Below are 13,568 nucleotides of genomic sequence, written 5' to 3'. Positions count from 1 at the left end.
TCACTTCCACAGCTGGGCGGCAAACACTACGAGGATGCCGATCGGCGCCACATAGCGCATCAAGAACAAGGACAGACCAAACAGCGCCGGGTTGCGGATCGACAACTCGTCGCGCACCGCTTCACGCCCCATGATCCAGCCCGCAAACACCACGAAACACAAACCGCCAAGCGGCAACATGAGTCGCGAGGTGAAGAAATCGATCACGCCAAAGAAGTCGAGACCACCGGTTGCTCCCCATTGGTAGAGGTGGAACACCCCGCCTTCGTTCACGAAGAACTTGGCCTCCTTCCAGATATTGAAGGAAAACACCGTACCCAAACCGACAAACCAGCAGCTGAAAGCCAGCCAGAAGGTGACCCAGGCACGACTCACTTTAGTGCGCTCGACCAGATAGGCCACCATCGGTTCAAGCAGGGAAATCGCCGAACTCCAGGCAGCGACCGCCACCAGCACGAAGAACACCACCCCCATCAATTGCCCGAACGCCACGTTGCCGAAGGCAAACGGCAGGCTGACGAACATCAGCCCCGGCCCTTCGCTCGGGTTCAGGCCCGCCGCGAAAACAATCGGAAACAATGCCAGGCCGGCCACCAGGGAAACGAAGGTGTCGAGCAGCGCCACACCAACGACAGTCCCCGATATCGACGAGCTCTTCGGCATGTAGGCGCCATAGATCATGATCGAGCCGACGCCCACGCTCAGGGAAAAGAACGCATGCCCCATCGCGGGCAACAAACCGTCCAGGACCTTTTCGGGGTGGAAGTCGAACATGAAATGCACGCCCTCCATGAAATGACCGGTGGTCATGCTGTAGCCCAGCAGCACCAGGACCATCACGAACAACAACGGCATCATGATGCGCAAACTGCGCTCAAGCCCGGCGACCACACCCTTTGCGATCACCACCGCTGACAGCAGCATGAAAATCGTGTGCCAAAGTGTCAGGCGCCAAGGATCGGCAATGACATTGCCGAAGTAAGCCCCCACCTGATCCGCGGTCACACCCTGAAAGTCGCCACGCCCCATGTCGATGATGTAATCCAGCGACCAGCCGCCCACCACACTGTAGAACGACAGGATCAGCAACGCCGTGATCATTCCGGCAAATGCGCCCCAGGACCATTTGCCCGAGTGCCCCGCCTCGACCGCCAGCGTCTTCAAGGCGTTGGCCGGGCTCTGCCGTGCACGCCGGCCGATCAACGTTTCGGCCAGCATGACCGGCACGCCAATCAGCGCGATGCAGGCCAGGAACATCAGCACGAAGGCACCGCCGCCATAGACGCCGACCATGTACGGGAATTTCCAGATACTACCCAGCCCCACGGCCGAACCGGTCGCGGCGAGTATGAAGACCCAGCGGCTAGCCCAACTGCCGTGGACAGAAACCTTGTCTGTCGACATCGTTATCACGCCCAAGCGTTCAAAAAAGAGGCCGCATTGTCCGGGATTCAATCAACCTGCTCAAGCACGTAGCAACCCCGTAGCCGACTCTGTTGTAACTCCCTATAATGCCGCCCCTATGGCTAAACAGAAGAAACACCCAACAGGGACCATCGCGCAAAATAAAAAGGCGCGACACGATTACTTCATCGAGCACAAGTTCGAGGCTGGTCTGGTCCTGGCCGGCTGGGAAGTAAAAAGTCTGCGGGCAAGCAAGCTGCAACTGGTTGACAGTTATGTCCTGCTCAAGGATGGCGAAGCCTGGCTGCTCGGCAGCCACATTACGCCCCTGACGACCGCCAGCACCCACGTCATCGCTGACCCGGTGCGCACCCGCAAGTTGCTGCTCAACCGGCGCGAGCTGGAAAAGCTGGCCGCTGCGGTGCAGCAAAAGGGTTACGCCTGCGTGTGCCTGTCCTGGTACTGGAGCAAGCACATGGTTAAGTGCGAGATCGCCCTGGGCAAGGGCAAGAAGGAATACGACAAGCGTGATACCGAGCGCGAACGCGACGCAGGTCGCGAGTTGCAGCGTGCGGTGCGCAACAAGGGCAAGGAAGACTGATTTTTCTGCCTGAGTTTCGCCGCGTCAGCGAAAAGATCGCAGCCTTCGGCAGCTCCTACAGGGAACGCATTCCAATGTAGGAGCTGCCGCAGGCTGCGATCTTTTGCTTCAAAAGGTCACATCCCCTTGCGCCGCTCCGCCCGGGCCACGCGCTGCACTTCCTGACGCACTTCTTCGAGCACCTCCTGCACATACAGAATGTGCCGACTGGAAACTTCCCGCGCCTGCTCCGCCCGCCCTTCGATAATCGCCTGGTACAACTCCCGATGCTGCGTGATCAGCATGTCGCGGGTTTCAGTGCGCTGCTTGTACATGCCACCAATGTTGGTCACCACGTTGCGCTTGAGCAAGTCGAACAGCCCGCGAATGGTATGCAGCAGCACGGCATTGTGGCTGGCCTCGGCGATCGCCAGGTGAAAACTTGCGTCCGCGGCCCCCTCTTCGGCACGGCTCACCTCTTCGTGACGCGAATAGCAGTCCTGCAACGTGTTGAATGCCGCGGTCAGCCGCTCGCGATCCACATCAGTGGCGCGCAACGCAGCGTAGTAGGCGCAGGACGCTTCCAGCGTATGGCGAAACTCGAGCAGATCGCGCTGCGCCTCGGGGTTGCTTTCCAGCAGATGCAACAGAGGATCACTGAAGGTGGTACCCAGTGATTCCACCACATAGTTGCCGCCGCCCTGGCGACTGACCAGCAGCCCCTTGGCGGTCAGCTTCTGAATGGCTTCACGCAACGAAGGGCGGGACACGCCAAATTGTTCGGCCAACGTGCGCTCGGCCGGCAAGCGCTCTCCGGCCTTCAGCGTGCCCTCGAGGATCATGCCCTCAAGCTGCTCGACAATATCGTCAGACAAACGGCGCTGACGAATCTGATCAAACCCCATAACTCGATTTCTCCACGACCCGACGGCTCGCCGGGGCTCTATTCTGGCCTATCGGCGCCGCGCCAGCACCTGCCACAGCGCATTTGGTCATACCAGACGGACGACCTGCGCACTTTGCATTCGACAAAAGTTTTAGGGCGGCAAATTGACACACCGCCTACAAGGCTTTTACCCTAGCCAACAGCGATTGTAAATTGGTCTTACCAATTATCCAAGAACGCTATCAGTGCCTGACCAACAACAATTAGGGGCCACCCCATATGCAAACCTGGCAACAGCTCTATACCCCGCTCGGCAGCCTCGGCCTGTCCGCACTCGCAGCCGTCATCCCCATTGTGTTTTTCTTCCTGGCCCTGGCCGTGTTCCGCCTCAAAGGGCACGTGGCCGGCAGCATCACCCTGGCGCTGTCGATCCTGGTGGCGATCTTCGCTTTCCAGATGCCGGTCGATATGGCGCTCGCCGCCGCCGGGTATGGCTTCGCCTATGGCCTGTGGCCGATTGCCTGGATCATCGTGGCAGCGGTGTTCCTCTACAAGCTGACGGTCAAGAGCGGCCAGTTTGAAGTCATTCGCAGTTCGGTCCTGTCGATCACCGATGACCAACGCTTGCAGGTGCTGCTGATCGGCTTCTGCTTCGGTGCATTCCTGGAAGGTGCCGCCGGTTTCGGCGCGCCGGTGGCGATTACCGCCGCACTCCTTGTAGGACTGGGCTTCAACCCGTTGTACGCCGCTGGCTTGTGCCTGATCGCCAACACCGCACCAGTGGCCTTCGGCGCCCTGGGCATTCCGATCATCGTGGCCGGGCAAGTGACCGGTATCGACGCCTTCAAGATCGGCGCCATGACCGGCCGCCAACTGCCGCTGCTGTCGCTGTTCGTGCCGTTCTGGCTGGTGTTCATGATGGACGGCCTGCGCGGCGTGCGGGAAACCTGGCCTGCAGCGCTGGTGGCCGGCTTGAGCTTTGCCGTGACCCAGTACTTCACCTCGAATTTCATCGGCCCGGAACTGCCGGACATCACCTCGGCCCTGGCCAGCCTGATTTCCCTGACCCTGTTCCTGAAAGTCTGGCAACCAAAACGCGCCGCCGGCCAGCACATCGTCGGCGCTGTCTCGGCCTCCGTGGTGAGCGCCAGTGTCGGTGGTTTTGGCCAGAAGCGCACAACCGTGGCTTCGCCCTACAGCCTTGGGGAAATCTTCAAGGCCTGGTCGCCGTTCCTGATCCTGACCGTACTGGTCACCCTCTGGACCCTGAAGCCGTTCAAGGCGATGTTCGCCGCCGGCGGTTCGATGTACAGCTTCGTGTTCAACTTCGCCATTCCGCACCTGGACCAGATGGTGATCAAGGTCGCGCCGATCGTGGCAACGCCAACGGCTATTCCGGCAGTGTTCAAACTGGACCCGATTTCCGCCACCGGCACAGCGATTTTCTTCTCGGCGCTGATCTCGATGCTGGTATTGAAGATCAACCTCAAAATTGGTCTGACCACTTTGAAAGAGACCTTCTACGAACTGCGCTGGCCGATCCTGTCCATCGGCATGGTGCTGGCGTTCGCCTTCGTCACCAACTACTCGGGCATGTCCTCGACCATGGCCTTGGTGTTGGCAGGCACCGGTGCAGCCTTCCCGTTCTTCTCGCCGTTCCTCGGCTGGCTGGGCGTGTTCCTCACCGGCTCCGATACTTCGTCCAACGCCCTGTTCAGTTCGCTGCAAGCGACCACCGCGCACCAGATCGGTGTCAACGACACATTACTGGTGGCAGCGAACACCAGCGGCGGCGTGACCGGCAAGATGATCTCGCCACAATCGATCGCCGTGGCCTGCGCCGCAACCGGCCTGGTGGGCAAGGAATCGGATCTGTTCCGCTTCACCCTCAAGCACAGCCTATTCTTTGCAACGATTGTCGGCTTGATCACCCTGGCTCAGGCCTACTGGTTCACCGGCATGCTGGTGCACTAAGGACTACAAGCAAAACGGTAAAAACCGACGCCGGGCCACGCCCCCGGCGTCCGCAATTCACACCCCGGTCTGTAAGGCTGCTGAAAGCTTCCCTCACTATATTCAGCGGCCTCAACAGACGAATAACCGGGACCACCCGGAGACACGCCTGATGAGCGAGCTTTTTTACAACGCTGTGCCGAATGCGACCCGTGTCGCCCCGCCACTGCCCGAGCCTCGGCAATACCCCAGCGAGAAACCGTCACGGGTCTACCTGTTCGGGACCTGCGTGGTCGATTTGTTCTACCCCGAAGCCGGGATGGATGCGATCCACCTGCTGGAACGCGAAGGTATTCGTGTCGAGTACCCGCAAGGGCAAAGCTGCTGCGGACAACCGGCCTACACCTCGGGTTACACCGAACAGGCTCGGTCCGTGGCGCGCTCGCAACTGGCGCTGTTTGCCGGGGATTATCCGGTGGTGGTGCCATCAGGCTCTTGCGCCGGGATGTTGCGCGAACACTATACCGACTTGTTCAAGGACGAGCCGCACACGTTGAAACAGGTTCAGGCCCTGGCTGCCAGAACCTATGAACTGGCCGAGTTCCTGTTGTTTGTCTGCAAGGTGCAGTTCAAGGACAGCGGCGAGCCGGTGAAAGTGGCGCTGCACACTTCGTGTTCGGCACGCCGCGAAATGAACACCCACCTGCACGGCCGCGAGTTGTTGTCGCAGTTGAGCAATGTGGAGCGGGTCAATCACGATCACGAAAGTGAGTGCTGTGGCTTTGGCGGAACATTCAGCGTCCGTATGCCAGACATTTCCGGCGCGATGGTGGCTGACAAGACCCGGGCGTTGAAGGAATCCGGCGCGCACAAGGTATTGAGTGCCGATTGCGGCTGCTTGATGAACATCAACGGCTCATTGGAAAAACAGCAGGAAGCGTTGCGCGGTCAGCATCTGGCCAGCTTCCTCTGGCAGCGTACCGGAGGTGCCCGATGAGCACCTCCACGATTATTCCTACGGTTGCCGTAGAAGAAGATTTCCGCACCCGCGCCCACAACGCGCTGGGTGATGCGCAATTGCGAGGCAACTTTCGCAAGGCGATGGACTCACTGATGACCAAACGGGCAGCGGCGTTCAGCGATGCCCATGAAAGAGAACACTTGCGCGCACTGGGCAATGCAATCCGTGCCCGCGCGCTCTCCAAGTTGCCCGACCTGCTCGAGCAACTGGAACAGAACCTGACCCGCAACGGTGTGACAGTGCACTGGGCGGAAACGGTGGACGAGGCCAATGGCATCGTCCTCTCGATCATCCGCGCTCACGAGGGGCGGCAAGTGATCAAGGGCAAATCGATGGTCAGCGAAGAGATGGAGATGAACCATTTCCTGGCTGACCGGGGCATTGAATGCCTGGAATCGGACATGGGCGAGTACATCGTCCAGCTCGACCACGAGAAGCCTTCACACATAATCATGCCGGCGATCCACAAGAATGCCGGTCAGGTCGCGTCCTTGTTCCACGACAAACTTGGGGTGGAATACACCAAGGACGTTGACCAACTCATTCAGATCGGTCGCAAGGTCTTGCGGCAGAAATTCTTCGAAGCGGACATCGGCGTCTCCGGTGTCAACTTCGCCGTGGCCGAAACCGGCACCCTGCTGCTGGTGGAAAACGAAGGCAACGGGCGCATGACCACCACCGTACCGCCCGTGCACATCGCCGTCACCGGTATCGAAAAAGTCGTGGAAAACCTGCGCGATGTGGTGCCGTTGCTGTCGCTGCTGACCCGCTCGGCCCTGGGCATCCCGATCACGACCTACGTCAACATGATCTCCGGCCCGCGCAAGGCACATGAACTCGACGGCCCGCAGGAAGTGCACCTGGTACTGCTCGACAATGGTCGCAGCCAGGCCTTTGCCGACAGCGAATTGCGCCAGACCCTGAACTGCATTCGCTGCGGTGCCTGTATGAATCATTGCCCGGTCTATACCCGAATCGGCGGTCATGCCTATGGGGAGGTTTACCCCGGCCCTATCGGAAAAATCGTCACCCCGCACATGGTCGGCCTGGCGAAAGTCCCGGATCACCCGAGCGCTTCTTCGCTGTGCGGTGCCTGCGGCGAAGTCTGCCCGGTAAAAATCCCGATCCCTGCGTTGCTGCGGCGCCTGCGCGAAGAAAACGTCAAGGCCCCGGACAGCCCCCATCAAGTGATGCGCGGCCAGGGCAGCAAGTATTCGCGCAAGGAGCGGTTCCTCTGGAACGCCTGGGCGAAGCTCAACAGTTCGCCGACGCTGTATCGCCTGTTCGGCTTCTTCGCCACCCGTTTGCGCGCCCTCACGCCGAGCAATGTCGGCCCGTGGACGCAAAACCACAGCGCACCGAAACCCGCCGCCCGCTCACTGCATGAAATGGCCCGCGAGCACTTGGCCAAACAGGGAGACCGCTGATGAGCGCCAAGCAAAATATCCTCGCCAAACTGCGTAAAAGTCTGACAGGCACCACGCCGGTGGCCGACAACTTTGATGTCGATCTGGTGACCCAGCCTTACACCTACGCGCCTGAGCAACGCATTCCACAGCTGCGCAAACTGATGGAAGCGGTGCACACGGAAATCCACCTGACCTCCGGTGAAGAGTGGCCGGTACTGTTGGCGCAATTGCTGCGGGACCGCCAGTTGCCAAGCCTGCTGATCGCACCGACAACGCCCCACGGTCAACGCATCACACAGCATTGGGCGAATAATCCCGATCTGCCGATGCTCAAGGCCTACGACCGCCCGGTTGAAGAATGGAAAGCCGAGTTGTTCAACGACACCCCGGCGAGCCTGACCACCACCCTCGGCGCCATCGCGGCAACCGGCAGCCTGATTCTCTGGCCGACCCGGGAAGAACCGCGCCTGATGAGCCTGGCCCCTCCGGTGCATTTCGCCCTGCTCAAGGCCAGTGAAATCCGCGACAACTTCTATCAGGTGCAACAGGAATTCGAATGGGCCCAGGGCATGCCGACCAACGCACTGCTGGTGTCTGGCCCGTCGAAGACCGCCGACATCGAGCAAGTGCTGGCGTACGGCGCCCACGGCCCGAAAGACCTGGTGGTGCTGATCCTGGAGGACCAATGAGTCTACCGGCCGCTTTCCTGCGTGATGCACAGCAACTGATTCCTCAAGAGCGACGTTTCGACGACCCGCTGTCGACCCTGGCCTTCGGCACCGATGCCAGTTTCTATCGATTGATTCCGCAACTGGTTATCCGCGTCGAGTCCGAAGACGAAGTGGTGGCGCTGCTGCAACTGGCGCAACGCGATCAGGTGCCGGTGACCTTCCGCGCCGCCGGTACCAGTTTGTCCGGTCAGGCGATCAGCGACTCGGTGCTGATCGTGCTGGGGGACAACTGGAACGCGCGCGAGATCCGCGACCAGGGCACGCAAATCCGCCTGCAACCGGGTGTGATCGGCGCCCAGGCCAACGCCTGGCTGGCGCCGTTCGGACGCAAGATCGGCCCGGACCCGGCCTCGATCAATGCCTGCAAGATCGGCGGCATCGTCGCCAACAACGCCAGCGGCATGTGCTGCGGCACGGCGCAAAACACCTACCACACCCTGGCCGGCATTCGTCTGGTGTTGGCCGACGGCAGTCGTCTCGACACTGAAGATGCCGCTAGCGTCGCAGCGTTTCGCCAAAGCCATGCCGCGTTGCTGGAGCGTCTGGCGACGCTGGGTCGCGAGACCCGCGCCAACGCTGATCTGGCTGCGAGAATCCGCCACAAGTACCGTCTGAAAAATACCACCGGCCTGTCGCTCAATGCCCTGGTGGATTTCGACGAGCCTGTGGATATCTTGAGCCACCTGCTGGTGGGCTCCGAGGGCACGCTCGGGTTCATCAGTGCGGTGACCTACGACACGGTGATCGACCACCCGAACAAGGCCTCGGCCCTGATTGTCTTCCCGGATGTCGAGACCTGCTGCAACGCGGTCACCGTACTGAAAAGCCAACCGGTGTCGGCCGTGGAACTGCTGGACCGGCGCAGCCTGCGCTCAGTGCAGGACAAACCCGGCATGCCGTCTTTCGTACAGCATCTGTCGAACAATGCCTGTGCCTTGCTGATTGAATCCCGCGCCGCGTCGTCCGCCCTGCTGCATGAACAACTGGCGCAGATCATGGCGTCGCTGCAGGCGTTCCCGGTGGAAAAGCAGGTCGACTTCACTGAGGACCCTCAAGAAAACGCTCGTCTCTGGGCCATCCGCAAAGACACCTTCCCCGCCGTCGGCGCGGTGCGCAAGACCGGCACCACGGTGATCATCGAAGACGTCACCTTCCCGGTCGAACAACTGGCCATCGGCGTCAATCGCCTGATCGAACTGTTCGACAAACATCACTACGATGAAGCGATCCTTTTCGGACACGCACTGGAAGGCAATCTGCACTTCGTCTTCACCCAAGGCTTCAACAACACGGAAGAAGTCGCACGCTACCAGGCGTTCATGGACGACGTGGCGCAACTGGTGGCGGTGGAGTTCGGCGGCTCGCTGAAGGCCGAACACGGTACCGGACGCAACATGGCGCCGTTCGTCGAACTGGAATGGGGCAGCGATGCCTACCAGCTGATGTGGCAACTCAAGCGTCTGCTCGATCCCAACGGCATCCTCAACCCGGACGTGGTGCTCAGCGAAGATCCGCAGATCCACCTCAAGCACCTCAAGCCCTTGCCGGCCGCCGACGAGATTGTGGACAAGTGCATCGAATGCGGCTTCTGCGAACCGGTCTGCCCGTCGAAGGGCCTGACCCTTAGCCCGCGCCAGCGCATCGTGATCTGGCGCGACATTCAGGCGCGAAAACGCGCCGGCATCGATACCACCGAGCTCGAAGCCGCGTACGAATACCAGGGCATCGATACCTGCGCCGCCACCGGCCTGTGCGCGCAACGTTGCCCGGTTGGCATCAATACCGGCGAGCTGGTGAAAAAGCTGCGCAGCCGTACGGCAACCCATACGAAAACCGCCAACTGGCTTGAAGGAAATTTCGCCACGGCGCTACAAGGGGCGCGGTTCACCCTGCACGTCGCCAATGGCGCACGGATGTTGTTGGGCGCGCCACGCCTGGCAAAACTCTCGGCGACATTGACGAAGCTGTCCAAAGGCCAGGTCCCGCAATGGACCAACGCCATGCCGCAGCCGGAAAAAGCCATCCGCTTCAGTCCCGCCGTGTCGGACGAACGCCCTCGGGTGGTGTACCTGGCGGCGTGTGTGTCGCGGGTCATGGGGCCAGCGGCGGGGGATAAAGAGCAGGTGTCGTTGTACGACAAAACCCGCGGGCTGCTGGAGAAGGCCGGTTACCAGGTCGTCTTCCCGGACAATCTGGACAACCTCTGCTGCGGCCAGCCATTCGCCTCCAAAGGCTACGCCGAACAAGCCGAACACAAACGCCAGGAGCTGATCGGCGCCTTGCTGCACGCCAGTCGCGGCGGGCTCGACCCGATTTATTGCGACACCAGCCCCTGTACGTTACGGCTCACTCAAGACCTGGGCGACGTTCGACTGGACCTCTACGACCCGGTGCGTTTCATCCGCACGCACTTGATGGATCGCCTCGATTTCACACCACAGGAAGCGCCGATTGCGGTGCACGTCACCTGCAGCACTCAGCACCTTGGCGAAAGTCAGGCGCTGATCGATCTGGCACGCAAATGCAGCAAAAACGTGGTCATTCCTGAGGGCATTCACTGCTGCGGCTTCGCCGGCGACAAGGGTTTCACTACGCCGCAGCTCAATGCCCATTCGCTGCGCACGCTCAAGGAGGCGGTGCAGCAGTGCAGCGAGGGGATTTCCACCAGTCGCACGTGTGAGATCGGGCTGACGCAACATGGCGGCATTGATTACCACGGTCTAGTCTATCTGGTGGACCGCGTTACCCAGGCTAGGGTGCCCTGATAGCAGGACCCAAGGAAGGTGCATAGATGTACCTACTTGCCGGAATCGATAGTTCTACAGCAGAAAAACAGAACCCTGAGGTGCCGCCGCAGTCCACTGATCAAGTCCCGCCAATGCGGGGCTCTCCCAACACTCGGTAGCTCGATTTGATGGCCAGCAATGCCTGGCCCTTCAGCTCAAGGAGATACACATGAATCGTTCTGTGCTGTTAGGTTTGTTCATTACTGCTTCCATGATGGCTTCCACTTCGTTTGCTGCAGAAGAAGACCTTTGCGCGGTCAATCTGCAAACCATCGAAAACGCAAAGGCACAGATTCCTCCGGAAATGGCTGACCAGGTGAAAGCCTCCGTCGAGCAAGCCAAAGCCGACCATGCAAAAGGCACCAAGGCAGGCATTGATGATTGCGTCGCCGAGACCAACGACGTCATCAAGGCCGTCACCGACGCGAAAAAAGGCGGGAAGTAATCCGATACGAAGCAAACCAAAACCCGCCAACGGCGGGTTTTGTTGCATCCGGGGTCTGGAAATGCGTAACCGCCCGCATCGCAGGAAAAGCTCGACACGTTGTCTGAAAAAACCGAATTCCTGCGTTGAATCGTAGTCTTTGAGGTAGGTCCCATCCGTTCAAGGTGATATCCATGAAACCTACCACGCTCGCTGGTCTGTTCATTTGCGCTGCAATGCTGGCCTCTCCTGCATTGGCTGCGGACAACAACCTGTGTACGAGCAAGCTGCAAGAGCTCAAAGGCAAAGTGAATGCGCTGCCGGCGACCTCCGGAAACACCGCCATGGAGATCAAGAGACTGATGTCCAGCGCCGAAGCCTCACAAGCCTCCGGAGACGACACAAAATGCGTCACCGAAGCCACCCAGGCATTGGCACTCGCTGACAAACAGAGCAACCAGCCAACCCCATGATTTGTGGTGGCCTACCTTCGGGTTGGCCTTCTGAGTCGCGTTGACGTACACTGTACAGGCTTGTTGCTCACTTGATTCACAGAGCACCAGGCTCGGGGCCGTTTAGGATTCGACGCCGGTTGCGAAACTTTAGGTGCATGCCGAGTTGGTAACAGAACTCGTAAATCCACTGTTGCAACTACTTATAGTTGCCAATGACGATAACCACGGCCAGGAATTCGCTCTCGCTGCGTAAGCAGCCTTAGCCCTGAGCTTCTGGTACCTTCGGGTCCAGCAATCACCAGGGGATGTCTGTAAACCCAAAGTGATTGTCATATAGAACAGAATCGCCGTGCAGTACGTTGTGGACGAAGCGGCTAAAACTTACACAACTCGCCCAAAGCACCCTGCCCGTCGGGTCGCTGAGGGTTAACTTAATAGACACGGCTACGCATGTAGTACCGACAGCGGAGTACTGGCGGACGGGGGTTCAAATCCCCCCGGCTCCACCAATCAAAGCTGACAAGGCCCGCCCAGTGCGGGCTTTGTTGCATCTGGGGTTTGATCATTCATACCGCCCCCTGCGGGAGCGGGCTTGCCCGCGAAGAGGCCAGCGAAACCGCCTGGATATTTTCCAACCGCAGGTCCCCGCGTCACCACCCTCTCTCCCGGAGAAGCCCATGCGCCAAGCCCTCCTGATCATCGACGTACAACCCTGCTTCGCCCCACCGCCGTGGCTGGTCGACGGTATCCAGGCACTCATCGGCACCCTGCCCAGTGTCGCCACGGTCGAGCGTCACGACGAGACCATAACCCCCTTCGAAAAACAGCTTGGCTGGCACCCCGCGCCGGACGATGACAGCCTGATCCCCGCCGACCGCATTTTCATCAAGCACGGCTACGCCCCCACGCCGCAAACCATCGACTACCTGAAAAGCCTGAACGTCGAGCGCGTACTGGTGTGCGGCCTGCAGACCGAAACCTGCTGCCTGGCGGCGGGGTTTGCGCTGTTTGATGCGGGTTTGCAGCCGACGCTGATCACGGATTTGACGGTGGGGTCGTCGCTGGACCGGACGGGAGGGTTGGGGGTCAGGCTTTGGGAGCATCATTTCAAGCACACGGTGAAATCGAGCGACCTGTGACTTCACCGCGTCCTAGGACATTTCCCGCAAAACGCATCGCCTTTCATGAACTGGCGGACGCTGCTTCTCGACGATAGCCTTCAGGGGTCGCCTAAAACCGGCGATCGGCTTTGACAGGCTGAAAAGTGTACTCTTCACACCTCCCAGATCAGGCGACATGCTTTCACGCATGTAGTCACGATTATGGCGGCTGTGCGCGGGGCACCTTCGGGTGCACCGGGTTCTTACACTTCCGGTCTGTCAACCCGCGTATAGCTGCCACCCAATCCTGTTTGACAGCAGGGGATGGCAGCTTCTCCAACAGTGTGAGGAATGCCATTGTGAAAAAGCAAAGCCCCAATCCGCCAGATTCAACAACCGAATCACCCGACGTATCCAACCTCTCCAAAACCACCGAACCCGCCATCAGCGCCCGTCTGCGCAACCCCAATCACCTCGACCCCGTCAGCCACGTCTTCACCATCCGCCCCGACATCGACACGCCGTCCCTGCTCACCCACGCCAGCGAAACCCTCGCCTCGCTCAACGTCATGAGCACCGACCTTGCCTGCGAGCTTGAGAGTTCGCGTCGCAACATCGCCCTGGCGATCCAGCAGTTGGCTGTGCTGGCGCAATTGCTGGTGAACCGGGCACTGGACAACATCGCGCCACTCGACGAAGCAGAGGCTTGAGAGGGATCGATACAGGCCGATGCCAGACAGGTCAGTCGCCGGGCAAACACTTCGGATGAACCCGCAAAGCCCTTCTACACTCCATTCGCAAACGCCCTACATCACCCGT

At 59.9% G+C, this 13,568-nt stretch carries 12 protein-coding genes and 1 other RNA gene; 11 read left to right on the top strand and 2 right to left on the bottom strand.

From position 1 onward, the window contains the following. Window positions 1-1,404 carry a sodium-dependent transporter gene (locus AC07YV_RS06440; RefSeq protein ID WP_102698882.1) on the bottom strand — a complete coding sequence of 468 codons (1,404 nt, stop codon included), beginning with the start codon at window positions 1,402-1,404 and terminating at the stop codon, window positions 1-3. 118 nt (window positions 1,405-1,522) lie between these two features. Between AC07YV_RS06440 and smpB the strand changes: the two genes are divergently transcribed. Further along, entirely contained in the window at window positions 1,523-2,005 is a 483-nt protein-coding gene (gene smpB / locus AC07YV_RS06435; RefSeq protein ID WP_007933497.1) for an SsrA-binding protein SmpB, read from the top strand. Window positions 2,006-2,121: 116 nt separating this feature from the next. Here smpB and AC07YV_RS06430 read toward each other — a convergent pair whose 3' ends face one another. Beyond that, on the bottom strand, window positions 2,122-2,889 hold the full coding sequence (locus AC07YV_RS06430) for a GntR family transcriptional regulator (RefSeq protein WP_102698883.1): 768 nt from the start codon (window positions 2,887-2,889) through the stop codon (window positions 2,122-2,124). 260 nt (window positions 2,890-3,149) lie between these two features. Between AC07YV_RS06430 and AC07YV_RS06425 the strand changes: the two genes are divergently transcribed. The 10 genes from AC07YV_RS06425 (at window position 3,150) to AC07YV_RS06380 (ending at window position 13,459) form a co-directional block, all read left to right on the top strand. After that, entirely contained in the window at window positions 3,150-4,844 is a 1,695-nt protein-coding gene (locus tag AC07YV_RS06425) for a lactate permease LctP family transporter (RefSeq protein WP_102698884.1), read from the top strand. 151 nt (window positions 4,845-4,995) lie between these two features. Next, complete coding sequence (locus tag AC07YV_RS06420) at window positions 4,996-5,820, top strand: (Fe-S)-binding protein (protein ID WP_102698885.1); 825 nt, start codon at window positions 4,996-4,998, stop codon at window positions 5,818-5,820. Beyond that, window positions 5,817-7,271 (top strand): LutB/LldF family L-lactate oxidation iron-sulfur protein, encoded by a 1,455-nt coding sequence (locus tag AC07YV_RS06415; protein WP_102698886.1) that lies wholly within the window; start codon window positions 5,817-5,819, stop codon window positions 7,269-7,271. Before AC07YV_RS06420 ends, AC07YV_RS06415 begins: the two co-directional genes overlap by 4 nt. After that, window positions 7,271-7,942 (top strand): LutC/YkgG family protein, encoded by a 672-nt coding sequence (locus AC07YV_RS06410; protein WP_102698887.1) that lies wholly within the window; start codon window positions 7,271-7,273, stop codon window positions 7,940-7,942. Before AC07YV_RS06415 ends, AC07YV_RS06410 begins: the two co-directional genes overlap by 1 nt. Further along, on the top strand, window positions 7,939-10,749 hold the full coding sequence (locus tag AC07YV_RS06405; protein WP_102698888.1) for an FAD-binding and (Fe-S)-binding domain-containing protein: 2,811 nt from the start codon (window positions 7,939-7,941) through the stop codon (window positions 10,747-10,749). The genes AC07YV_RS06410 and AC07YV_RS06405 overlap by 4 nt, the downstream gene beginning before the upstream one ends. Window positions 10,750-10,939: 190 nt before the next feature. Continuing rightward, on the top strand, window positions 10,940-11,215 hold the full coding sequence (locus AC07YV_RS06400) for a PA2433 domain-containing protein (protein WP_102698889.1): 276 nt from the start codon (window positions 10,940-10,942) through the stop codon (window positions 11,213-11,215). Between the two features lie 173 nt (window positions 11,216-11,388). Continuing rightward, window positions 11,389-11,667 (top strand): PA2433 domain-containing protein, encoded by a 279-nt coding sequence (locus tag AC07YV_RS06395; protein ID WP_102698890.1) that lies wholly within the window; start codon window positions 11,389-11,391, stop codon window positions 11,665-11,667. A gap of 94 nt (window positions 11,668-11,761) precedes the next feature. Further along, window positions 11,762-12,158, top strand: a transfer-messenger RNA (tmRNA) gene (ssrA, locus tag AC07YV_RS06390). Window positions 12,159-12,326: 168 nt separating this feature from the next. Further along, window positions 12,327-12,788: a cysteine hydrolase family protein gene (locus AC07YV_RS06385; protein ID WP_102698891.1), complete on the top strand. Its 462-nt coding sequence runs from the start codon at window positions 12,327-12,329 to the stop codon at window positions 12,786-12,788. Between the two features lie 320 nt (window positions 12,789-13,108). Beyond that, a complete protein-coding gene (locus tag AC07YV_RS06380) occupies window positions 13,109-13,459 on the top strand; it encodes a DUF6124 family protein (protein ID WP_102698892.1) in 351 nt (116 codons plus the stop codon). Window positions 13,460-13,568 lie beyond the last annotated feature (109 nt).

The sequence above is a fragment of the Pseudomonas sp. GW456-E7 genome, assembly GCF_059424105.1.
This window is presented reverse-complemented; position numbering and strand designations above follow the sequence as displayed.